The sequence below is a fragment of the Bacillus cereus group sp. MYBK5-2 genome (assembly GCF_051915685.1).
Taxonomy (GTDB): Bacteria; Bacillota; Bacilli; order Bacillales; family Bacillaceae_G; genus Bacillus_A; species Bacillus_A cereus.
Window position 1 is genome coordinate 352058 of the sequence record NZ_JBQAFE010000002.1, and the last position, 21219, is coordinate 373276.

Consider the following 21219-nt stretch of genomic DNA (forward strand, 5'->3'; position numbering starts at 1 on the left):
CTTGTTGTAAAGGTTGGAAAGCTTTTAGCGTTGTGGCATCTCTCATGTTAAATTGGTAATCAAGAAAAAGGTATGCTCCATTTGAAGCATACCTTTTTCGTTTGCAATTTTATTTATTTGTATCTCGCTCGTCTTGATTATCAAATTTCTCTAAAACCTTTAATAAAATAGTTAAGATAATTGTGGATACGATTGCTATAATTAAAATGCCATGAGGTGATAGTTGAACCGAAGTTAATCCAACTTTAGCTATGCCAAAATATCCTACATAAATAGCTAAGAATGATGTAACCACTGAAATCGTAAATCCTAAAAATCCTAATTCATCTAATTTCTTTTCAGGTAATCCACAAACACTTAAAATCTTAGTAAAAATAGCAGCTACTATGAATAACTCAATGGACAGAATAAATAATGACATGACTCCAGAATATACAATTTCATCTGGCATCCATTTCCCTAATGCTAGCATTAGAAGAGCAGGAAGGAAGAGTGGTAAAAATAGTCCTAAAATCATGACTACGATTTCCATTTTATTTGGTGCTTCATTATTATTTTGATTGCTCATAAATCCTCCTAAATAGTAATATGAATGATAGTCTCATGAAGAGTTCAATATATACTATCACATTAAATTAATGAATTTAATATTATTTTTTATTCAGAAAATGGGGTACGATTGAGGTCCTTAGAATAGGGTTATTTTCGTATTTTAACTGTAAGAAATTATATAGTTGGATTCAGCTGGGGTTTTCAAGGATTACATAGTTCAACAGTAAATTTTAGATATGTAGGTACTTATGGAAGAGGGACAGCAATTTGGAGTTTTTATAATTCAGATATATCAATAATCTTTCCGTTAGATATGTATGTAGCATATATGTAGAGGGAATTAAAAACTATAATAAATAAAGTTGCATAAATTGACCTTTATGCAACTTTATTGTTCTTCCTACAATCACTGGCATCATGAAATTTGATAAATGATGTTAGCAATAAAGGAATCTTATTTATTCTGTTACTTTCTAGCAACGAGCAATCATTATTTTTATCGGACTATAATTACCAAACGTTTTTCAACACTATTTTTCCTATTGCTTTATTGGATTCCAAATAATCATGTGCTTGTGCGACTTCATCAAACGTAAAAGATTTAGAATCTAGCAATGGACGAAGTTTTCCTTCTTCTACAATTTGCGTTATTTTCGTTAAGATTTCTCCGCAATCATTACGCTTATCTGTATGTAATATTTTTAACGCCATAAAAGTAACGTGTAGCGAGAGTCCTTTTGCGTGTAAAGGAGAGAGGTCATGGGTTGAACGAGCTGCAATTGTTACGACGGTTCCATTGACTGCAGCAGCTTCAAAAGAATTATCGAGATTCTTGCCACCTACTGTATCAAATATAACTTCAAATCCGTTTCCGTTCGTATGTTTTTGTACATATTCTTGAACAGATTCTTCTTTATAATTAATAGCTATGTCGGCTCCTAGACGATGGGCGATGTCTATTTTGCTTTGCTGAGAAGCGGTTGTAAAAACTTTAGCGCCTGCCCATTTAGCTAGTTGAATGGCTACGTGTCCTACGCCACCAGTAGCTCCATGAATGAGAATATTTTGACCAGGTTTAATATTTGCACGATCAAATAAAGATTCCCAAGCTGTAATTGCAACTAATGGTAGAGCAGCTGCTGCTTCCATTGTTAAATTTTTAGGTTTGTGAGCAATTAATCGTGCATCAGCAAGCATAAATTCTGCAAGTGCACCTCCAGTTTCTTTAAAACCTCCGGCACATCCGTATACTTCATCCCCACATTTAAATTTCGAAACACCTTCTCCTACTTCAATAACAATACCAGCTACATCGCTGTGTAGTATAGCTGGAAACTCAGGAGCGACTGCTGAAACGGCACCACTACGCATTTTTGTATCGATTGGATTTACACTTGTTGCTTTTACATCGATTAGAACATGACCTGGTAAAAGTTTTGGTTTTGAAACTTCTTCTAATTGAAATACAGATGAACCCCCAAAAGAATGGATAATTTGTGCTTTCATAGTTTATACCTCCTGTTTGTGGTTATAGCATAGCAAAGTACGAAAAATAAGTATAATATTTTGAATTTGGTTAGTAACAATTTTATATAAAGAAAGGGAAAGTACGTGAAATAATGAAACGTATTTGCAAAAGCAACAGTACAGCTTTTTGAAGAAAGGATAGATGTTATTTTTGCAGCACGATTTATTCATTATGTTTATTACTACTCACTTAGTATAGGTACTTTAAAGTGCCTACATCACTTTAAAGTACGTACTGTTATTCATGTTATGGCCGATTTATAATAACACTCGTAGCACAAAGAAAGTTATAACGATTACAATCGGCAACAATGTGGTGTTGCAGTGTTGCTTATAAATTTTGAGAAGAAATATGAAAAGTATAGATTTATATGAATGAGGGAAAGTGAGTGAAACACATGGAAAAGTTTGCGAACCATTTTGGATATAATCGTATGTTTGCGAAAGATCAACTTACGTTAGGAGTTCACATTCCGATTGAAAATTATCAGTTTCATGCTCCAACGATGGAAAAACAAGTAGAGTTAGTACAAAAAGCGGAACAATACGGTTTTACAGGTGTATGGCTTCGCGATGTATTGCTGCAAGACCCTGATTTTGGTGATCCTGCAACAGGTCAAATTTACGATATGATGATTTATTTGACGTATTTAGCAAGCAAGACAGAGAAAATCGCATTTGGAACGTCGGCAACAGTGTTGTCACTTCGTCATCCATTGCGTGTAGCAAAAGAAATTGCTACATTAGATCAACTATTTCCAGAAAGAATTATGCTTGGCGTTTCATCCGGTGACAGACGTGCCGATTTTAAAGCGTTAGGTGTTAGTCATGAAACACGAGGTGAAAAGTTTAGAGAAGCATTTGCTTACTTGGAAGAAATTTTGTATAAAAACTTCCCGTCTATCCAGTCGACACTAGGAGAAGTGCATGGTGCGAATTTAGTTCCAAAACCGTCTAAACGTGTTCCAACCTTTATTACAGGTTTTAGTCAGCAAAATATGGAATGGTTTGCTGAACATGGAGATGGATGGATGTATTATCCACGTAGTCCGGTGCATCAGGCGGGAGCAATTGGACAATGGAGAGAACTAGTAGAGGATTATCATCCAGATGTATTCAAACCATTTATACAACCGATGCATTTAGATTTATCTGAAGATCCAAATGAACGTCCTACACCGATACGTTTAGGTTACCGTACAGGGCGTAAGGCACTAATTGAATTACTTGATATATATAAAAGTATTGGTGTGAATCATTTATTCCTTGCTCTATTTGATGGTCAACGTCCAGCTGACGAAGTATTGGATGAGCTAGGAGAAGAAGTGCTGCCGCATTTCCCAGCCTTGTAAAGGAGTGAAAAGAATGAAAGCAATAGGACTTATGCAATATGGAGATAAAAGTGTACTACAAGAGATTGAAATGCAGACACCGCTATTGGGAGACAACGATGTACTGATTGAAGTATATGCAGCTGGTGTAAATCCTGTGGATTGGAAAATACGTGAGGGTTTACTTCAAGACGTAATTTCTTATGACTTCCCGCTCGTTTTAGGATGGGATGTTGCAGGTGTAGTTGCTGCTATAGGAAAAAACGTTACCGCATTTAAAGTGGGGGATGAAGTATATAGTCGTCCAGATATTGAACGAAACGGCACGTACGCAGAGTACGTGGCTGTAGATGAAAAATATGTGGCGGAAAAACCGAGAAATCTATCTTTTGAAGAAGCGGCATCAATCCCTCTAGTAGGTTTGACAAGTTGGCAAAGCTTAGTGAAGTTCGCAAATGTTCAAAAAGGTAATAAGGTTTTAATTCATGCTGGATCTGGCGGGATTGGTACGTTTGCTATTCAACTAGCGAAAAGTTTCGGTGCACATGTTGCAACTACGACTAGTACGAAAAACATGCAATTTGTAAAGGATCTAGGCGCTGATACTGTCGTCGATTACAAAACGGAAGACTTTTCTTTGCTTTTGCATAATTACAATATTGTATTTGATGTGTTAGGTGGGGATGTACTAAAGAATAGTTATAAAATACTTGCACCAAATGGAAAGTTAGCGTCTATCTATGGTCCGAAAGGTATGAAAATTCCGCAAACCGAGATATCAAGAGAGAAAAATATTGAGAGTGACCATATATTTACTGAACCTAACGGATATGAACTTTCTCTTATTACAGAATTAATTGAGAGCGGGAAGATTAAACCTGTTGTCACGCATGTGTTGCCTTTACATGTAGAAGGTGTAAAAAAAGCACACCACATAAGTGAGTCAGAACGTGCTCTTGGGAAAATTGTATTGAAGAAACATTGGTAAAGTATGAGGTTTTAGAGACAGTATGGTGCTAAGTAGCGAATGAACTTATATATTCTATTCTAGCAATTGTTTTAAAAGGGAGAGAACAAATGGATTCAATGACATTTCTTTTACCACGCATTAACAGGCAGTAAGACCCCCACCTCAAAATTCAGCGATATCATAGAAGTTAGGTGGGGCAACTGCCTGTAAAAGCTCGATTGGTTCAACTAATAATCAGTGGGGATGAACAAAACCCCCACTGATTAAAGTTTCACTTTATCCGGAGCGACAGGGGGATTTAGCGAAACGCAAAATTTATCCTGCTTTATATAAGCTATTTAGTAATCAAAATATACCGCAATCTATTTCGATTATCGGTATCGGCAGAAGGGTAATGTCAGATGTGGAATTTCAAACAAAGGTAGAACAATCCCTTGCTACATTTTCTAGAATATCTACTGATGACGAATCAGGAGTAGAAGAATTTATTAGTACATTTCGTTATTGTCAATTAAATACAGCGAATATAGAGGACTATCCAGATTTGTTGCGCCTTGTAAAGATGCGTGAAACAGAATTAAACATTCCTGAAAACCGTATGTTTTATCTATCTGTTATACCAGAAGTATTTGATGTGATTGCTTTAAATATTAAAGAGAGTGGATTGTGGGCTACAAAAGGATTAAACCGTCTTATTATAGAGAAGCCTTTTGATTATAATGTAACGTCTGCTCGCGAGTTTAACGGAAAATTAATTGAAGATTTTGACGAAACTGATATTTATTATATCGATCATTATCTTTGAAAATGAATGGTAATTAGGAATACACTTAGAAAAGCATTACGAAATAAATAGTATGTAATGCAAGACATTTTTATTGACGATAATAATTTATATGGTTAATATACTAGACATAAGATTATTTAATTACTAAAAGTAATCGAATATATATTTGTTTGTTAGGTTCGATAAATAAGTAATCTGTGGTAGAAATGCTTTGAATTGCCACTATTAATATTGGGGACAATTAGAAAGCGAAAGGTATAAAAGGAATTGGAATTTGATAACTCTTTGTTTTTTTATAAAAACAGGGGATTCTGTACAATTCATTTTTAAAATATTGACAAGGATTATACAACAAGAGGGGGACTGAAATTGGAATCAATGACCTTTGTTTTATTTGGAGCGACAGGGGACTTAGCGAAACGCAAAATTTACCCCGCACTATATAACTTATATAGAGATCAAAAGCTTCCAAAGCAAATATCTGTTATCGGGCTTGGGAGACGTGAAGTATCTCATGTAGATTTTCAAAAAAGAATAAAAGAATCAATAGAGACGTTTTCTCGCCATAGAGAAGAAGGGACTTCAGATCTCGAAGGTTTTTTAGATAACTTTCGCTATTGTCCATTAGATGTGAGTAAGCCGGAAGACTATGAGAGATTATTACAAGTCGTTCGCGAAAGGGAAGAAGAACTACATATAAAAGGTAATAGAATGTTTTATCTTTCCGTTGCTCCTGAATTTTTCGAGACAATCGCTTTAAATATTAAGGAAAGCGGACTTGATAAAACGGATGGATGGAAACGCCTAATGATTGAGAAACCGTTTGGGCACGACCTTACATCTGCTCGTGAGCTGAATGATAAGCTTAGTCGCACGTTTGAAGAAGACGAGATATACCGTATTGATCATTATTTAGGTAAACCGATGATTCAAAATCTTGAAGCACTAGAATTTGCAAATCCTGTTCTCCAGTCTATTTGGAATAAAGAACATATAGCGAATGTACAAATCACAGCTAGTGAAACAGTTGGGGTTGAAGAAAGAGCAGGATATTATGATCAGGCAGGAGCCATTCGAGATATGGTTCAAAATCATATGTTACAAATATTAATGATGACTGCTATGAATCTGCCGGAAAAGGTTAATGCATGTGAAATTCGAGAGGAAAAGCGAAAGGTAATGGAGACGCTTCGTAAAGTGAAAAAAGAAGACGTTCAAAACCATATCATTCGCGGACAATATGCTTCAGGAGAGATAAAAGGCGAGCAAGTTGTAGCATATAAAGAGGAACCAGGAGTAAATCCTTCTTCTAACATAGACACATTTGTTGCTGCTCGATTGTGGATCGATAATCCGTTTTGGACTGGCGTTCCATTTTATATACGAACAGGTAAACGAATGAAAGAAAAGTCTACTCGTATTGTAATCGAATTTAAAAATACGTTAAAACAGCAATATCAAGATAGTAATCCAAATGCAGCACCTAACTTATTAATAATTGAAATTAGCCCAGGTGAGAATGTTTCATTACAGTTAAATAGTAAAAATCCATTGAAAAATGGAGAAATTGAACCGATGCGTATTAACTTTACTTGTGAGCAAGCGGATGTGGGAGTACCTGAAGCGTATGAAAGACTCATTCATGATGCTGTGAGTGGAGACGCTACATTCTTTGCACATTGGAGAGAAGTTGAATTGTCATGGGAATGGGTACAACCAATTCTTGAAGCATTCGAGGAAAACTTATTACCACTTCATGAATATGAGTCTGGTTCATATGGTCCAGATGCGTCGAATGAATTATTGCAAGAAAGTGGATTTAAATGGTGGTTAGATCAAGAGACGGAAAAATAAGTACTTTCTTTCATGAAAGCATTTAAGGGGACGATTACTATGACACAAAACATAAATCAATTAGCAGTGAATACACTTCGTACGTTATCGATTGATGCTATTAATGCGGCAAATTCAGGTCATCCAGGTCTTCCAATGGGAGCAGCACCGATGGCTTATGCATTATGGGCGAATCATTTAAGTCACAATCCTAATCATCCGAAATGGTTTAACCGTGATCGATTCGTTTTATCAGCGGGACATGGATCGAGCCTACTGTATAGCTTACTTCATTTAGCTGGATATGACGTTTCAATTGATGACTTGAAAAGCTTTAGAAAGTTAAATAGTAAAACACCAGGACATCCGGAGTTTGGTCACACTTCTGGAGTTGAAGCGACGACAGGCCCGTTAGGACAAGGAATTGCGAATGCTGTCGGAATGGCAATGGCAGAAGCTCATTTGGCAGCGAAGTTCAATAAGGATGGTCACTCTATTATAGATCATAATACGTACGCTTTAGTTGGAGACGGTGACTTAATGGAGGGTGTCGCTTATGAAGCGATGTCAATGGCAGGACATATGAAACTTGGCAAGTTAATTGTACTGTATGATTCAAATGAAATTTCACTTGATGGTGAATTAAACATTGCTTTTTCTGAAGATATTCAGAAAAGAGTAGAATCTGCACATTGGCAATATGTAAGAGTTGAGGATGGAAACGATGTTGATACGATTACAAAAGCGATTCAATTAGCGAAAGACAATACGGATCAACCTACTCTTATAGAAATTAGAACCATTATAGGTTATGGAAGTCCAAAAGTTGCTGGAACGAACAAAGCACATGGTAATCCGCTTGGGGTAGAAGAAGCGACAGCGACAAAACAAGTGTATGGTTGGCATTATGAGGAAGACTTCTTTGTACCTCAAGAAGTAAAAGCTCATTTTAATGAACTGAAACAAAAAGGTATTGAAAAAGAAAATGACTGGAATGAGCAGTTCAACTCATACAGAGAAGCGAATCCTACACTGGCAGATGAATTAGAAAAAGCGATTACAGGTGAGGTTTTAATTGAAGCGAAAGACATTCTATCCTTTGATACTGAAAAAACGATTTCTACTCGTGTTGCAAGTGGGGAAGCTATTAATCATTATGTGAAATCGATTCCTTCTATTTTCGGTGGAAGTGCAGATCTTTCTCATTCTACGATGACAGATATAAAAGGTGAAGCAGTATATGCAGTAGAATCATATGCTGGACGAAATATATACTTCGGCGTACGTGAACATGCAATGGGCGCGGCAGCGAATGGATTGGCGCTTCATGGAGGAGTAAAACCTTTCGTAAGTACATTCTTTGTATTTAATGATTATCTTCGTCCATCGATTCGACTGGCTGCACTGCAAAAGTTACCTGTTACTTACGTATTTACACATGATTCGATTGCTGTAGGAGAAGATGGTCCAACGCATGAACCAATTGAACAATTGGCAGCGCTTCGAGCAATTCCTGGTCTAACAGTTATCCGTCCGTCAGATGCAAATGAAACAGCAAGTGCGTGGGCGTATGCTTTACAGCAAACGGATGGTCCAGTCGTTTTAGTACTGAGTCGTCAAAATTTACCGGTGTTTAATGAAACGAAAGCGAACATAGATAATCTCTCTAAAGGAGCTTACGTATTAACACAAACAAATGAAAATCCGGATGTAATTTTAATTGCGACAGGTTCTGAAGTATCCTTAGCTGCTAGTGCGAAAGCAAAATTAGAAGAAGATCAAGTTTCTGTTCGCATCGTTGCAATGCCGAGCTGGGAGTTATTCGATCGCCAATCGAACGAATATAAAGAATCCGTTCTTCCGTCTTCTATAACGAAACGAGTATCTCTTGAGATGGGTGTATCTCTAGGTTGGGAACGTTATGTAGGACAAGAAGGAAAAGTACTAGCAATTGAAACATTTGGAGCTTCAGGAACTGGAGCTGAAGTCATGAATCTATTTGGATTTACGACAGAAAATGTTGTTCAAATTACAAAAAATGTGTTGAATTCTTAAGCTATGACTGTGAATACCTTTCTAGATTTATCAATACTGAAGGGTATTCAAAATCGTAGTGATATGAATTTTTAATAAAAGATAATCTGAGGAGGAATTATATTATGCAAGTAGGATTAATTGGGTTAGGTAAAATGGGATTAAATTTAGGGAAAAATTTAATGGATCATAAACATGAAGTAGTAGCATTTGATTTAAATGCAAGTGCAGTAGAAGAAATGAAAGAGTACGGGGCAACGGGTACATCTAGTTTAAGTGAACTTGTTCAGTCATTACAATCACCAAGAATTCTTTGGGTAATGGTACCACACGCTGTTGTTGATTCTGTTATTGATGAGGTTACACCACTTTTATCAAAAGGAGATATTTTAATTGAAGCGGGTAATTCACATTATAAAGAGTCAATTCGCCGATATGAGCAATTAAAGAAAGATGGCATTCACTTTATGGATGCAGGAACTTCTGGCGGAATGGAAGGCGCTCGTAATGGTGCTTGTTACATGATCGGAGGAGATCAAGAAGCTTGGGACATCGTTGAACCTATCTTCCGCGATACTGCTGTAGAAAATGGATTTTTATATGCTGGAAAAGCTGGTAGTGGTCACTTCTTAAAAATGGTTCATAACGGAATTGAATACGGTATGATGGCTGCTATTGGTGAAGGATTTGAGATTCTAGAGAAAAGTGAATTTGACTACGATTATGAAAAAGTATCAAGAGTATGGAACAACGGTTCAGTCATTCGCTCTTGGTTAATGGAATTAACAGAAAATGCATTTTCTAAAGATGCAAAACTGGATGAAATTAAGGGTGTTATGCATTCTTCTGGTGAAGGAAAATGGACAGTAGAAACAGCATTAGACCTTCAAACAGCAACTCCTGTTATCGCAATGTCTCTATTAATGCGCTACCGCTCATTAGACAATGATACATTTACAGGAAAAGTAGTAGCAGCTCTGCGCAATGAATTTGGCGGACATGCAGTAGAAAAGAAATAAAGTGAAACTTTAATAAGTAGGGGCTTTATTCCACATCAATCGGGCTTTTACGGGATAAGCATATTAAACATGTAACTCATCAACGTTTAAAAACTGGAGGGAATTGATCATGAAATTTTTTATTGATACTGCAAATCTTGAGGACATAAAAAAAGCATATAAACTTGGAGTTTTAGCTGGTGTTACAACAAATCCTTCTTTAGTAGCAAAAGAGGGCATTAAGTTTGAAGACCGTATTGCAGAAATTTGTCAGGCAGTGCCGAAAGTTGAATCTGTTTCGGCAGAAGTAACGCCAGATGCTGTTACAGCTGAAGAGATGATCGCTCAAGCAGAGGAACTGATTAAGATTAACGGCGGCGATGAAAAAGTTACAATAAAACTTCCGATGACGCTAGCAGGATTAGAAGCTTGTCGCTATCTTACTGAAAAAGGTGTAAAAACGAACGTTACACTTATTTTCACCGTGAACCAAGCACTTTTAGCAGCTCGAGCAGGTGCAACGTACGTTTCTCCATTTTTAGGGCGCTTAGATGATATTTCTGAAGATGGCGTATTATTAGTTGCTAAAATTGCTGAATTATTCGATGTTCATCAATTAGATACACAAATTATTGCGGCTTCTGTTAGACATCCAGATCACGTAACTCGTGTAGCGATGGCAGGTGCTCACATTGCAACAATCCCTTATAAAGTAATTGAACAACTTGCTATGCACCCATTAACAGACCAGGGTATTGAGAAGTTTGCTGCGGATTGGGCGAAAGCTCCTAAATTATAATGCATAAAAGTGAAGGGGCTTTCCGAAAATTGCTTTTCATGAGAGGACAAATCCTAAGTAACTTCATCGTTTAAACTGGATCCTGAGTTTGTAGTCTTACTACGTGAAAACAGCAGAGAAGAAAGTGTCATTTACTTTTGAAGAAGGAAAATATGCTCGTATGAAGCATGTATAAAATAACATTATAATTATGAAAGAGAAATCCCCTTATCAGAGAGAGTAGTTAACATGTATCTCTGATAAGGGAGATTCTTTTTGTATAAATTATTATTTTGTGAAGATGATTTGTATATCGATATATAAATTCTTACTCATGAAAGAACTATATAGGTTCTCTTAATTGTATAGTAATTTTGAAAGGGTTTACATAAAGGGGTGGAACTGAGTATGAATATGTACCTTTTAATGATTACATTATTATCAATCGTAATTGTTATTTTAGGGGTGTCGTGGTGGAGATGGCATGCGTTTATTAGTTTAACGGTTGCAAGTTTGTTTTTAGCAATTATGTCTGGAATGCCAATGGATAAAATAGTGAGTGCTTATGAAACAGGAGTGGGGAGTGTTCTAGGGCATTTAGTAGGTATTTTAGTATTAGGTACAATTTTAGGGAAAATGATGGCAGAGTCAGGTGCTGGAATGCAAGTGGCAGAGTTCTTTATTAAATCCTTTGGGATAAAAAACTTACCATGGGCTATGTTAATTGCAGGTTTTATTATTGGAATCCCGGTGTTTTTTGAAGTAGGCATTTTAATATTACTGCCGTTAGTAATTTCAATTCATAAAACAACGAAACAAAATATTTTATTAATAGCATTACCAGCAATTGCTGGGCTATCTGTCGTGCACGGTCTTGTTCCTCCGCATCCAGGGGCCATAGTTGCAATTGGTATTTATAAAGCGAATCTTGGGAAGGTACTAATGTATTCACTCATTATTACATTTTTTGCAGCGATTATTGCAGGTCCTATATTTGCGAAATGGATTCACAAACGTGTAATTCCTGAAAATGAGCCAGAACTGATTCGTGTAAATACAAAATCAACGAAATTACCAGGAATAGGAGTTTCATTTTTAGTTATATTGTTACCTGTTATGTTAATGGTTTTAGCTGCAGCAGCTCCTTATGTGCCTCTTTCTAATACTTTGATGAAGATTATCACATTAATCGGTAGTCCTATCATTGCACTATTGATTGCATGTTTTGCAGCGTTTTATTTTCTTGGATTTCGCCAAGGTATCGATAAAAAGGCTATTAAGAAGGTAACAGAAGATAGCTTATTACCAATCGGTTCAATTGTTGCGATTATTGGTGCTGGCGGGGGATTTAAGCAAATTCTTATCGATAGTGGTGTAGGCAATGCTATTGCTCAAATGTCTGAGCATTTAGCTCTATCCCCAATTGTATTAGCATTTATAGTAGCAGGACTAATTCGAATTGCGACAGGGTCAGCGACAGTCGCTTTAACAACAGCAGCGGGTATCGTTTCGCCAATCGTTGAAAATACAACAGGTGTGAACTTAGAATTACTCGTTATTGCAACAGGTGCAGGAGCATTAATGTTTTCACACGTAAACGATGCTGGTTTTTGGATGGTAAAAGAATACCTAGGTTTAACAGTGAAAGAAACATTTAAAACATGGACAGTATTAGAAACGTTACTTTCATTTATCGCTTTTGGAGGCGTTTTACTACTCGATATGTTTGTTTAAGATAAAGATGTTTCTATTTAGATAATTGTGGCATACAACGTTATCAATAGATAAAAGGAATGTATTTTTATGGTGGGATACTGTAACAATTTTTTGTTAGGAGGAAGAAATGGTGAGCTCAAAATATATGATTGGTGTAGACATTGGGACAACTAGTACAAAATCAGTTCTATTTTCTACTGATGGATCTGTTATTGCTAGTCATGGAATTGAATATCCTTTATATTCTCCTACGCCTGAAACAGCAGAACAAGACCCAGAAGAAATTTTTCGTGCAGTAATACATACGATTAAAGAAACTGTACGATCAAGTAGTGTACAGCCAAGTGATATTCTTTGTGTCTCTTTTAGTTCGGCAATGCATAGTATCATTGCTGTAGATGAAAAGGGAAAGCCGTTAACGAGATGTATCACTTGGGCAGATAATAGAAGTGCAAGCTGGGCGGAGAAAATAAAGAATGATATGAATGGTCACGAGATTTACCTTCGTACTGGGACACCAATTCATCCGATGTCACCACTTTCGAAATTAGTTTGGCTACAGAATGAGAAGGCAGAGTTATTCGCAAAAAGTTATAAATTCATTTCTATTAAAGAATATGTTTTTTACAAGTTATATAAAGAGTATGTAATTGATTATTCTATAGCATCAGCAACAGGGATGTTTAATTTGAAATCTTTAAAATGGGATGAAGAGGCTTTACATGTTGCGGGAATTACAGATGAAAAGCTTTCAAAGCTTGTTCCAACAACGCACAGTTTAACAGGATTAGATGAAGAGCTTGCCAAAGAGATGAATGTACTTGTTTCTACGCCTTTTGTAGTAGGAGCGAGTGATGGAGTACTATCTAATTTAGGTGTAAATGCAATAGATCCTGGCGTTGTGGCTGTTACAATTGGTACAAGCGGTGCGATTCGTGCTGTAACAAATCGTCCTGTAACAGATCCAAAAGGGAGAATCTTTTGTTATGCGTTAACTGAAGACCATTGGGTAATCGGTGGTCCAGTTAATAACGGTGGTATGATTTTCAGGTGGGCTCGTGACCAATTGGGTACTTCAGAGATTGAACTTGCGAAGCGTTTAGGAAAAGATCCATATGAAGTACTTACTGAAATAGCAGCAAAAGTGAATCCTGGATCTGACGGTTTATTATTTCACCCGTATTTAGCAGGGGAAAGAGCTCCTTTATGGAATGCAAATGCACGAGGATCTTTCTTTGGACTCGGATTGCATCATAAGAAAGAACATCTGATCCGTGCTGTTTTAGAAGGAGTAATTTATAACTTATATACAGTTCTTCTCGCTTTAAAAGAGCTAATTGGTGAACCGAAAAAAATTCAAGCGACAGGTGGTTTTGCAAGATCGGAACTTTGGAGACAGATGATGGCAGATATTTTCCATCAAGACGTATATGTTCCGGAAAGTTTTGAAAGTTCTTGCTTAGGAGCTGCAATCCTCGGTTTATATAGTTTAGGTGAAATAGATACGTTGCATGTAGTTTCTGAAATGGTAGGTGCAGATTTTCATCATGAGCCAAATATGGAAAGTGTGGAAAAATATAAAGATTTAACGCCAATCTATATCCGTTTGTCCCGTCAATTGGAAGAAGAATATGAAAGTATAGCAGCGTATCAAAAAAAGTGGGTTTAAAAGCTATTTACCAAGAAAATATGGTAACGTATAAAGAGGTACTCCGATTTTTTAGGATACTCTTTCAACATAAAATATTTTAAGAAGTATGATGAATGAAAAATATAGGGAGAGAGGGTTATGAAAATGAAGGATAACAAAGAGTTTATCGGATATGTTGGAACATACACGAAAGAAAATAGTGAAGGAATATATAAGTTTACTTTAGACACAGAAGCAAAAAAAATTAGTAATGTAACACTTGCCGCTAAGCTGGATAACCCTACATATGTAACGATTAACCGAAATAATGAATATCTCTATTCTGTTGTTAAGGAAGGCGAATCTGGCGGTGTAGCTGCTTATTCCATTGATAGTCATACTGGAGAACTAAAAGCGAAAAATAGACAAGTAGTAGAAGGTGCTTCTCCTTGTCATATTAGTGTTGATAGTGGGAATCATACAGTAGTTACAGCGAATTACCATAAAGGAACGATTGAGTCTTTTGAAATAAATGAAGAAAATGGAACTGTAAATCCTGCTTCATCTATTATGGCACATGAAGGTTCAGGTCCGAATAAAGAAAGACAAGAAAAACCACATGCACATTACGCGGGGTACACTCCTGATGAAAAATATGTAGTGGGCGTTGATTTAGGGATAGATAAAATAATTACGTATGAAGTAAAAGATAGTACATTAATAGAAGTGAATAGCCTGTCTGTGAATCCGGGAAGTGGACCAAGACACATTGCTTTTCATCCAAATGGAAAATACGCTTATGTAATGACGGAGCTTAGTTCAGAGGTTATTGCGCTAACATATAACTCGGAAGAAGGATCCTTTACAGAATTACAGTATATTTCTACTCTTCCAGAAAAATTTGATGAAAATAGTCAAGGCAGTGCTATCCATATTTCTTCTGACGGCCGCTTTGTATATGCAGGTAATCGTGGTCATAATAGTATCGCTGTTTATAGCGTAGATCAAAACTCAGGCCAGCTTACATTTGTGGAACATACATCTACAGAAGGAAATTGGCCAAGAGACTTTGTATTAGATCCTACTGAAAAGTTTCTTGTTGCTACAAATGAAAAGTCACATAATCTTGTGTTATTTTCAAGAGATGAATCTACAGGTAAGTTAACACTTTTACAATCTGATGTTGTTGTGCCAGAGCCTGTTTGTGTGAAGTTTTTAAATATATAATTTCAGATGCCTAAACAAAAGCAAAGCGATATCGCTTTGCTTTTTATTATTTCTTTTTCGGTCTACGTACTAATTCGCCGCCGCAGTTTGGACAAACGTTATGTCTTTCTTCTGTACATGGTGCGCAAAATGTACATTCATATACACAAATGTATGCTTCAGAATCTTGTTCGAGCGATTGATCGCAAATTTGACAGTTTGTTTTCATTTCTAGTGCCATAATAAGTCTCCTTTTTAGTTAGAAAATTTATAATTTAATTATAATTCATTAAATAGAAATAGTCCTTTTCAATTGAAAGGAAATCGAATGATAAAGTTATGAATTGAAACGAAAGATGCTGGTTTATTTTAAAATTGATTATTTATTACAGTTGGAATATTATGAAATAGTCAAAAGACAACAGGGGGTATAGATTTTGACTAATCATAACGATCATTTAAAAGCAAACTGCGAAAAATGCTTCGGTCTATGTTGCGTTGCATTACCGTTCGCAGCATCGGTAGATTTTGCAGTGAATAAAGATGGTGGTAAACCATGTTCCAACTTACAATCAGATTTTAAATGTAGTATACATAAAAATCTTAGAGGAAAAGGTTATAAAGGTTGTACAGTATTTGAGTGTTTCGGTGCTGGACAGAAGATTTCTCAGGGTACGTTTAAAGGGATTGATTGGCGGAAAGATGCAAAGCATGCAAGAAAAATGTACGATGCTTTTCCAATTATGCATCAACTTCATGAAATGCTTTGGTATTTGAATGAGGCGATTCTTTTAAAGGCAACACAGCCAATTCATAAAGAGCTGGAGAACGCAATTGAGGAGACAGAGCGACTTTCGAATTTAAATCCAGATGAGTTAATGAAAATAAATGTTCCAATGCATAGGGCAGAGGTGAACATTCTCCTTTTAGAAACGAGCGAACTAGTATGGAAGGAAATGAATACTGCGCGTAAGAAACGAATCATTCACCGCGGAGCAGACCTTATGGGAGCGAATCTGAAAAAGAAAAATTTACAAGGTGCAAATTTAAGAGGAGCTTATTTAATTGCGGCTAACTTAAATGGTGCAGATTTAAGAGGAGCAGATCTCATCGGAGCAGATTTGCGAGATGCAGATATTCGCGGGGCTGATTTTACTAATAGTATTTTTCTGACGCAAGTTCAAGTTAATGCTGCGAGAGGGGATAAGCATACGAAATTACCGAAATTATTGTCTCGTCCATCGCATTGGAGTGCGTAAAGAGTGAGGAGTGTTTAGTGTGGATATATTTCAGTATTTAGAAGAGATGCAAGAGGATGTCTTTTCGTTAGCAGTAGAGCAAATAGAAGCGAAGTATTATGATATATACCGATTTGTATTGGTTTTCACGACCAAGATCCAATAATGCGAACAGGCAGAGACTAAGAATCTCTGCCTGCTTTTTATTTCTTTTCAAAAGTAGTAATTAAAACGCTACATATAATAAGAATACCACCAATAAAAAAGTTACTATTTAATGTTTCATTTAATAAGAGCCAACCAAGTAACGATCCAACGATAGGTTGGAAGAAGAAAAATAAGGAACCTATGCTTGCATCCAGTAATTCTAATCCTTTATTCCAAAGGAAAAAGGCACCTGCTGTTGAGACGATTCCTAAGTATAATACGCCTAATATTACGTACGTATTTACTGTTCCGATAGAGGCCGCTTGTAGCTCCCATATCATAAAAGGTGTAATAAAAAAGAGTGAAAAGAAAATTGCGTACGTTGTAATAACTAAGGATGAAAATTGGATTGAAGCGATTTTTACATAAATAGATAGTAAAGCCCACGTAATAGCGGCTCCAACTAAAATGATTGTTCCAATAAAATAGGAGCCAATTTCAATATCCCATCCGATTACGATAATGACACCGATTGTCGCTATTATAGTAGATAAAAGTCTACGAGCAGTTAGTTTTTCTTTCAAAATGAGCGCTGCAAATATAACCATAAATGCAGGTGTAGCTGATGTAACTAACGAGCCTGTATGAGCGTCGGATAATTTTGTTCCGATAAATTGGCATGTGATCGAAATGAAATAGCCGATAAATCCAATCCAAGCGAATAGGAGCCAATCTTTTTTGCGAATGGTTACTTTTTTCTTTTGCTTTTTCTCAGCTAGTTTCAAAATGCCATATAAAACAACAAAAGCGATAATAAAGCGTAGCCAAACGAGTGTTAGTGGTGGAATGAAATCGAGTACGTATTTGCTAACAACATACATACCGCCCCATATACTTGCTGCTAGTGATAAGCATATAGCTCCTAAAATTGTTTGTTTCATTTGAAGTACCTCCGTCTATTTTTAGGGTAATATGAGTTCCCTAAGATGAGGCATAGTGTATGTGTTATAAGCCCGTCTTAGTTTATAGACGGCCTACAGGTTGATCGTTTTCGAATGAAGTGTTGTAGTACATGAGTGCATTCCTCCTCTTTAAGTTATAATGATATTATAACTTAATTTTCTGATTATTGGAGGTTGTTATGAAATATATCGTTATAAAATCACATGTTAGCAATTATCCTAATCCAATTCGCTTAGAAGAGGGGGATGTAGTGAAAATGATAGAGAGTTACGCTGGTCCGGAAAACTGGGAAAACTGGATGTTTTGTCACGAAGAGAAGTATAACCGGAAAGGATGGGTTCCGGAGCAAATTATAAGAAAAGATATGAATGGAACAGGAATTATTATAAAACAATATACTGCGAAAGAATTAAATGTGAATATTGGAGAAAGATTGATCGGATTAGAAGAATTGAATGAATGGGTTTGGTGCGAAGGAAGAGATGGTGAGAAGGGCTGGGTACCAAAGGAAAACTTACAAAAATATTAATAATAATATTTGATCAATAATTAGGAAACATATTTTTGCTTATGAGTATATTGGTTGTAGGATAAAAAGTAGATTAATAGAGAAAGAGGAGGAGATTATTATAACTACAACCGTTATTTCACATTTTTACAATGAAGAGTATTTATTGCCATGGTGGCTTATGCATCATACGAAACTTTTTGATCATGGTATTTTAATTAATAAAGGTTCAACAGATCGTTCCGTTGAGATTTGTAAAAAATTCGCACCGCATTGGGAGGTGCGAGATTCTGTAAATCCAGAGTTTGATGCATATGCGACAGATCATGAAGTGATGAGGATAGAACAAGAAGTACAAGGATGGAAAATGATTTTAAATACGACTGAGTTTCTTTGCGTGCAAGATAAAAATCAGTTTTGGAAATCGCTAAATGAATTGGGGGGGAGGATGTATTGGCTGGACGGGCTTATTATGGTTGATGATCCTAACTACAACTATCCTGACCTTAACTTTGGAATACCTTTAATGAAACAGCGATTTCATGGTTATTTACCAGAAGATTGGCCGTTATGGAGAAGAGGTAGATTTATTCATAATCATGAGCATGGAAGTTATACGGTTGGAAGACATTTATCTGCGCATGAATCGATGATTTATCCACCTCTTGCTTGTATATTATGGTTTGGATTTAGTCCGTGGAACGATGTGATGAGAAAGAGAAAGTTACAAATTGGTCCGACTCTTTCTGAAGCTAGTAAGCATGGGGGAATGGGGACGCACCATATTATTACGCCGGAAAGATTAGAAGAATGGTATAAGGAATTAGCGAGAGGAACGAAGGATTTACGTTTTAGTGACGTATATCGTTATGTTTTTGTATAAATGATTCCCACCATAAAATTGTTTCTTCTATTCCTGTATTTAAATCGTATGTTGGTTTCCAGTTTACTTCAGTTTTTAAACGTTCTACACTAACGCCGACGAATAAAGGTTCATCCTTAGAGAAAGGAATCGCGTCTAGTTTAATTAAATGTTCTTTTCCTATCTTTTTAGCGATGATAGAAGCTAGTTCTTTAATTTGTACAGATTGACCTGAAGCGATATTGATGGTGCCTGTAACGCCATGTTCTAATACTGTTACGAGAGCGTCTGCGACGTCACTCACATGGAGGAAATCTCTCGATTGTTTTCCATGTGTACATAGTGCTTCCTCATTTTTTAATAAGGAAGTGATAATATTAGAAACGAGCCGATTACCTTGTTCGTGAGGTCCATACATATGAAAAATGCGGCCCCAACACATGCTGAGGCCTGTTTGTTGTGCATACGTTTCTAGCCAGGAGTGCAGTGCATTTTTACATAAAGAATACGGGGTTTTATAGGAAAGGAGCGATGAATCTTCAAATAATACGCCGTTAAACCATTCGTACTCTGCGCCAGTACCTGCAACGACAACACGCTTTCCGCCGCATGTTGTGAAGTGTTGAATCAATGAAATACTAGACTTTAGCCAATAGTAATTATTAATAGATACATAGCATGCTGGTGGCACTGCTTCCCAAGCAAGGTGAATGAGATGGCTAGGCTGAACATCCGAAATGAATTGTTTTACTTCGTCATCGCGAAGCAAGTTTACTTTATGCCAATGGCAAGGGAGGTGAGAGGGGTTATTTTTATTATACGTGGCGTGCACTTCATATCCCTTTTGTATAAGTGAATGTACAACATATTTACCTATCCAGCCACTACCACCTGTTACAACAACTTTCTTCATGGCTCGATCACCTCAATTTCTGGAACCGTCACTAAAAATTTACCGCCCCATTCACGAATGAAAGAGCATTCTTTCATAATTTCGTCTTTCAAATTCCAAGGAAGTATAAGAATGTAATCCGGTTTTGTACGTTTAATTTCTGCTGGAGATTTTATTGGAATACGAGTTCCTGGTAAAAGGAGATTTTGTTTGTGAGGATTTTTATCCACTGTATAAGCTAGAAATTCTTTACCTATCCCGCAATAATTCAAAAGGGTGTTTCCTTTAGCTGGAGCACCGTAACCGATAATTTGTTTGTTTAAAGCTTTCGCTTCAATAAAAAACTTTAAAATATTTATTTTCAATTGTTCGATGCGTTTAGAAAAAAGGAGATAGCAATCTAAAGTATCTAACCCGTGGTCGACTTCTTTTTGAATTAATTTTGTAACATTGGAATGGATAGTTGATTGGGCACTTAGATGGTTTACAAAAATCCGTAAGGAACCACCATGCGTTGAAAGTTCTTCTACATCAACAATTTGTAAATGATGATAACTTAAAACTTTTTGAAGGCTTATAAGTGAGAAGTAGGAAAAGTGCTCATGGTAGATAGTATCGAACTGTTTAAAGGATATGAGGTTTAATAAGTGTGGGAATTCAATTGTTATCGTGCCATCTTGTTTTAATAACGTTTTTAAACCGGCAACAAAATCATGCAAGTTTGGAACATGTGCTAATACGTTATTTGCGACGATTAAATCAGCTTGTGGCAATTTTTTTGCTAAGTCATTACTGAAAAAATTCACATGAGTAGGAATTCCTTTTTTGATAGCAATTTCTGCTACGTTTTTCGCGGGTTCAATTCCCAATGTCTCGATATTTTCTTTTTTAAAGTATTGTAATAAGTACCCATCGTTACTTGCGATTTCAATCACTTTTGAATGTTTCGTTAAGTTGAAACGCTTAATCGCCATTTCTACATATTGTTTAGCGTGTAGTAGCCAACTTGAGGAGTAAGAGCTGAAGTATAAATAGTTATGAAAAATATTTTGTGGGGATTCAAATTCATCTAGCTGTACGAGTAAACAAGAGTTACAAACAAATGTGTGCAGCGGATAAAAAGGTTCCATTTTATATGAGCTTTCAGGAGCTACAAATGAATTAGCAAGAGGGGAAACGCCCAAATCTAAAAAAGTGTTGGTTAGTAATGAGTGGCAAAAACGGCATTTTTTCTGTTCCATTTTATA

20 protein-coding genes are annotated in these 21219 nt (G+C 36.3%); 14 read left to right on the forward strand and 6 right to left on the reverse strand.

Going from position 1 to position 21219, the window contains the following annotated elements:
• Positions 1-109: 109 nt before the first annotated feature.
• Both ACTFP3_RS10060 and ACTFP3_RS10065 read right to left on the reverse strand, forming a co-directional pair.
• A complete protein-coding gene (locus ACTFP3_RS10060) occupies positions 110-568 on the reverse strand; it encodes an epimerase (protein ID WP_152121554.1) in 459 nt (152 codons plus the stop codon).
• Between the two features lie 494 nt (positions 569-1062).
• Positions 1063-2058: a zinc-dependent alcohol dehydrogenase family protein gene (locus ACTFP3_RS10065; RefSeq protein WP_440010277.1), complete on the reverse strand. Its 996-nt coding sequence runs from the start codon at positions 2056-2058 to the stop codon at positions 1063-1065.
• Positions 2059-2477: 419 nt separating this feature from the next.
• Here ACTFP3_RS10065 and ACTFP3_RS10070 point away from each other — a divergent pair, with 419 nt between their 5' ends.
• The 10 genes from ACTFP3_RS10070 to ACTFP3_RS10115 all read left to right on the forward strand — a co-directional run bounded on the left by ACTFP3_RS10070 (position 2478) and on the right by ACTFP3_RS10115 (position 15383).
• The gene (locus tag ACTFP3_RS10070; protein ID WP_002195683.1) at positions 2478-3431 is read left to right on the forward strand and encodes an LLM class oxidoreductase; all 954 of its coding nucleotides are present in this window, start codon (positions 2478-2480) and stop codon (positions 3429-3431) included.
• A 13-nt stretch (positions 3432-3444) separates the two neighbouring features.
• Positions 3445-4398 carry an NADP-dependent oxidoreductase gene (locus tag ACTFP3_RS10075; protein ID WP_440010280.1) on the forward strand — a complete coding sequence of 318 codons (954 nt, stop codon included), beginning with the start codon at positions 3445-3447 and terminating at the stop codon, positions 4396-4398.
• Positions 4399-4693: 295 nt separating this feature from the next.
• Positions 4694-5185: a glucose-6-phosphate dehydrogenase gene (locus tag ACTFP3_RS10080; RefSeq protein ID WP_440010631.1), complete on the forward strand. Its 492-nt coding sequence runs from the start codon at positions 4694-4696 to the stop codon at positions 5183-5185.
• 351 nt (positions 5186-5536) lie between these two features.
• Positions 5537-7021, forward strand: a complete 1485-nt coding sequence (gene zwf, locus ACTFP3_RS10085; protein WP_086385139.1) for a glucose-6-phosphate dehydrogenase — start codon at positions 5537-5539, stop codon at positions 7019-7021.
• A 39-nt stretch (positions 7022-7060) separates the two neighbouring features.
• Positions 7061-9055: a transketolase gene (tkt, locus tag ACTFP3_RS10090; protein ID WP_326035957.1), complete on the forward strand. Its 1995-nt coding sequence runs from the start codon at positions 7061-7063 to the stop codon at positions 9053-9055.
• A gap of 104 nt (positions 9056-9159) precedes the next feature.
• The gene (gnd, locus tag ACTFP3_RS10095) at positions 9160-10053 is read left to right on the forward strand and encodes a phosphogluconate dehydrogenase (NAD(+)-dependent, decarboxylating) (RefSeq protein ID WP_163092780.1); all 894 of its coding nucleotides are present in this window, start codon (positions 9160-9162) and stop codon (positions 10051-10053) included.
• Positions 10054-10162: 109 nt separating this feature from the next.
• The gene (gene fsa / locus ACTFP3_RS10100; RefSeq protein WP_000667676.1) at positions 10163-10831 is read left to right on the forward strand and encodes a fructose-6-phosphate aldolase; all 669 of its coding nucleotides are present in this window, start codon (positions 10163-10165) and stop codon (positions 10829-10831) included.
• A gap of 387 nt (positions 10832-11218) precedes the next feature.
• Positions 11219-12544, forward strand: a complete 1326-nt coding sequence (gene gntP, locus ACTFP3_RS10105; protein WP_163092779.1) for a gluconate permease GntP — start codon at positions 11219-11221, stop codon at positions 12542-12544.
• A 109-nt stretch (positions 12545-12653) separates the two neighbouring features.
• Entirely contained in the window at positions 12654-14195 is a 1542-nt protein-coding gene (gene gntK / locus ACTFP3_RS10110) for a gluconokinase (RefSeq protein WP_163092778.1), read from the forward strand.
• A 120-nt stretch (positions 14196-14315) separates the two neighbouring features.
• The gene (locus ACTFP3_RS10115; protein WP_440010286.1) at positions 14316-15383 is read left to right on the forward strand and encodes a lactonase family protein; all 1068 of its coding nucleotides are present in this window, start codon (positions 14316-14318) and stop codon (positions 15381-15383) included.
• 46 nt (positions 15384-15429) lie between these two features.
• On the opposite strand, the gene ACTFP3_RS10120 is transcribed toward ACTFP3_RS10115, so the two are convergent.
• On the reverse strand, positions 15430-15603 hold the full coding sequence (locus ACTFP3_RS10120) for a DUF1272 domain-containing protein (protein WP_001162788.1): 174 nt from the start codon (positions 15601-15603) through the stop codon (positions 15430-15432).
• Positions 15604-15799: 196 nt separating this feature from the next.
• Between ACTFP3_RS10120 and ACTFP3_RS10125 the strand changes: the two genes are divergently transcribed.
• Complete coding sequence (locus ACTFP3_RS10125; RefSeq protein ID WP_326035955.1) at positions 15800-16621, forward strand: pentapeptide repeat-containing protein; 822 nt, start codon at positions 15800-15802, stop codon at positions 16619-16621.
• A gap of 19 nt (positions 16622-16640) precedes the next feature.
• Positions 16641-16766 (forward strand): hypothetical protein, encoded by a 126-nt coding sequence (locus ACTFP3_RS10130; RefSeq protein WP_254909184.1) that lies wholly within the window; start codon positions 16641-16643, stop codon positions 16764-16766.
• 37 nt (positions 16767-16803) lie between these two features.
• Here ACTFP3_RS10130 and ACTFP3_RS10135 read toward each other — a convergent pair whose 3' ends face one another.
• Positions 16804-17688, reverse strand: a complete 885-nt coding sequence (locus ACTFP3_RS10135; RefSeq protein ID WP_000814733.1) for a DMT family transporter — start codon at positions 17686-17688, stop codon at positions 16804-16806.
• A gap of 200 nt (positions 17689-17888) precedes the next feature.
• On the opposite strand from ACTFP3_RS10135, the gene ACTFP3_RS10140 reads away from it, so the two are divergent.
• Both ACTFP3_RS10140 and ACTFP3_RS10145 read left to right on the forward strand, forming a co-directional pair.
• Positions 17889-18239, forward strand: coding sequence for an SH3 domain-containing protein (locus ACTFP3_RS10140; RefSeq protein WP_000875287.1), 351 nt, complete (start codon positions 17889-17891; stop codon positions 18237-18239).
• Between the two features lie 61 nt (positions 18240-18300).
• Positions 18301-19101, forward strand: coding sequence for a glycosyltransferase family 2 protein (locus ACTFP3_RS10145; RefSeq protein ID WP_075678122.1), 801 nt, complete (start codon positions 18301-18303; stop codon positions 19099-19101).
• Here ACTFP3_RS10145 and ACTFP3_RS10150 read toward each other — a convergent pair.
• The gene (locus ACTFP3_RS10150; RefSeq protein ID WP_000758377.1) at positions 19070-19993 is read right to left on the reverse strand and encodes an NAD-dependent epimerase/dehydratase family protein; all 924 of its coding nucleotides are present in this window, start codon (positions 19991-19993) and stop codon (positions 19070-19072) included. The genes ACTFP3_RS10145 and ACTFP3_RS10150 overlap by 32 nt on opposite strands.
• Positions 19990-21213: a class I SAM-dependent methyltransferase gene (locus ACTFP3_RS10155; protein WP_000435776.1), complete on the reverse strand. Its 1224-nt coding sequence runs from the start codon at positions 21211-21213 to the stop codon at positions 19990-19992. The genes ACTFP3_RS10150 and ACTFP3_RS10155 overlap by 4 nt, the downstream gene beginning before the upstream one ends.
• Positions 21214-21219 lie beyond the last annotated feature (6 nt).

Excerpts from the sequence above, each read along its gene's own strand:
- ACTFP3_RS10060 (WP_152121554.1), bottom strand. The coding sequence starts at position 568 with ATGAGCAATCAAAATAATAATGAAGCACCAAATAAAATGGAAATCGTA.
- ACTFP3_RS10065 (WP_440010277.1), bottom strand. The coding sequence starts at position 2,058 with ATGAAAGCACAAATTATCCATTCTTTTGGGGGTTCATCTGTATTTCAA.
- ACTFP3_RS10070 (WP_002195683.1), top strand. The coding sequence starts at position 2,478 with ATGGAAAAGTTTGCGAACCATTTTGGATATAATCGTATGTTTGCGAAA.
- ACTFP3_RS10075 (WP_440010280.1), top strand. The coding sequence starts at position 3,445 with ATGAAAGCAATAGGACTTATGCAATATGGAGATAAAAGTGTACTACAA.
- tkt (WP_326035957.1), top strand. The coding sequence starts at position 7,061 with ATGACACAAAACATAAATCAATTAGCAGTGAATACACTTCGTACGTTA.
- gnd (WP_163092780.1), top strand. The coding sequence starts at position 9,160 with ATGCAAGTAGGATTAATTGGGTTAGGTAAAATGGGATTAAATTTAGGG.
- fsa (WP_000667676.1), top strand. The coding sequence starts at position 10,163 with ATGAAATTTTTTATTGATACTGCAAATCTTGAGGACATAAAAAAAGCA.
- gntP (WP_163092779.1), top strand. The coding sequence starts at position 11,219 with ATGAATATGTACCTTTTAATGATTACATTATTATCAATCGTAATTGTT.
- gntK (WP_163092778.1), top strand. The coding sequence starts at position 12,654 with ATGGTGAGCTCAAAATATATGATTGGTGTAGACATTGGGACAACTAGT.
- ACTFP3_RS10115 (WP_440010286.1), top strand. The coding sequence starts at position 14,316 with ATGAAAATGAAGGATAACAAAGAGTTTATCGGATATGTTGGAACATAC.
- ACTFP3_RS10120 (WP_001162788.1), bottom strand. The coding sequence starts at position 15,603 with ATGGCACTAGAAATGAAAACAAACTGTCAAATTTGCGATCAATCGCTC.
- ACTFP3_RS10135 (WP_000814733.1), bottom strand. The coding sequence starts at position 17,688 with ATGAAACAAACAATTTTAGGAGCTATATGCTTATCACTAGCAGCAAGT.
- ACTFP3_RS10140 (WP_000875287.1), top strand. The coding sequence starts at position 17,889 with ATGAAATATATCGTTATAAAATCACATGTTAGCAATTATCCTAATCCA.
- ACTFP3_RS10150 (WP_000758377.1), bottom strand. The coding sequence starts at position 19,993 with ATGAAGAAAGTTGTTGTAACAGGTGGTAGTGGCTGGATAGGTAAATAT.
- ACTFP3_RS10155 (WP_000435776.1), bottom strand. The coding sequence starts at position 21,213 with ATGGAACAGAAAAAATGCCGTTTTTGCCACTCATTACTAACCAACACT.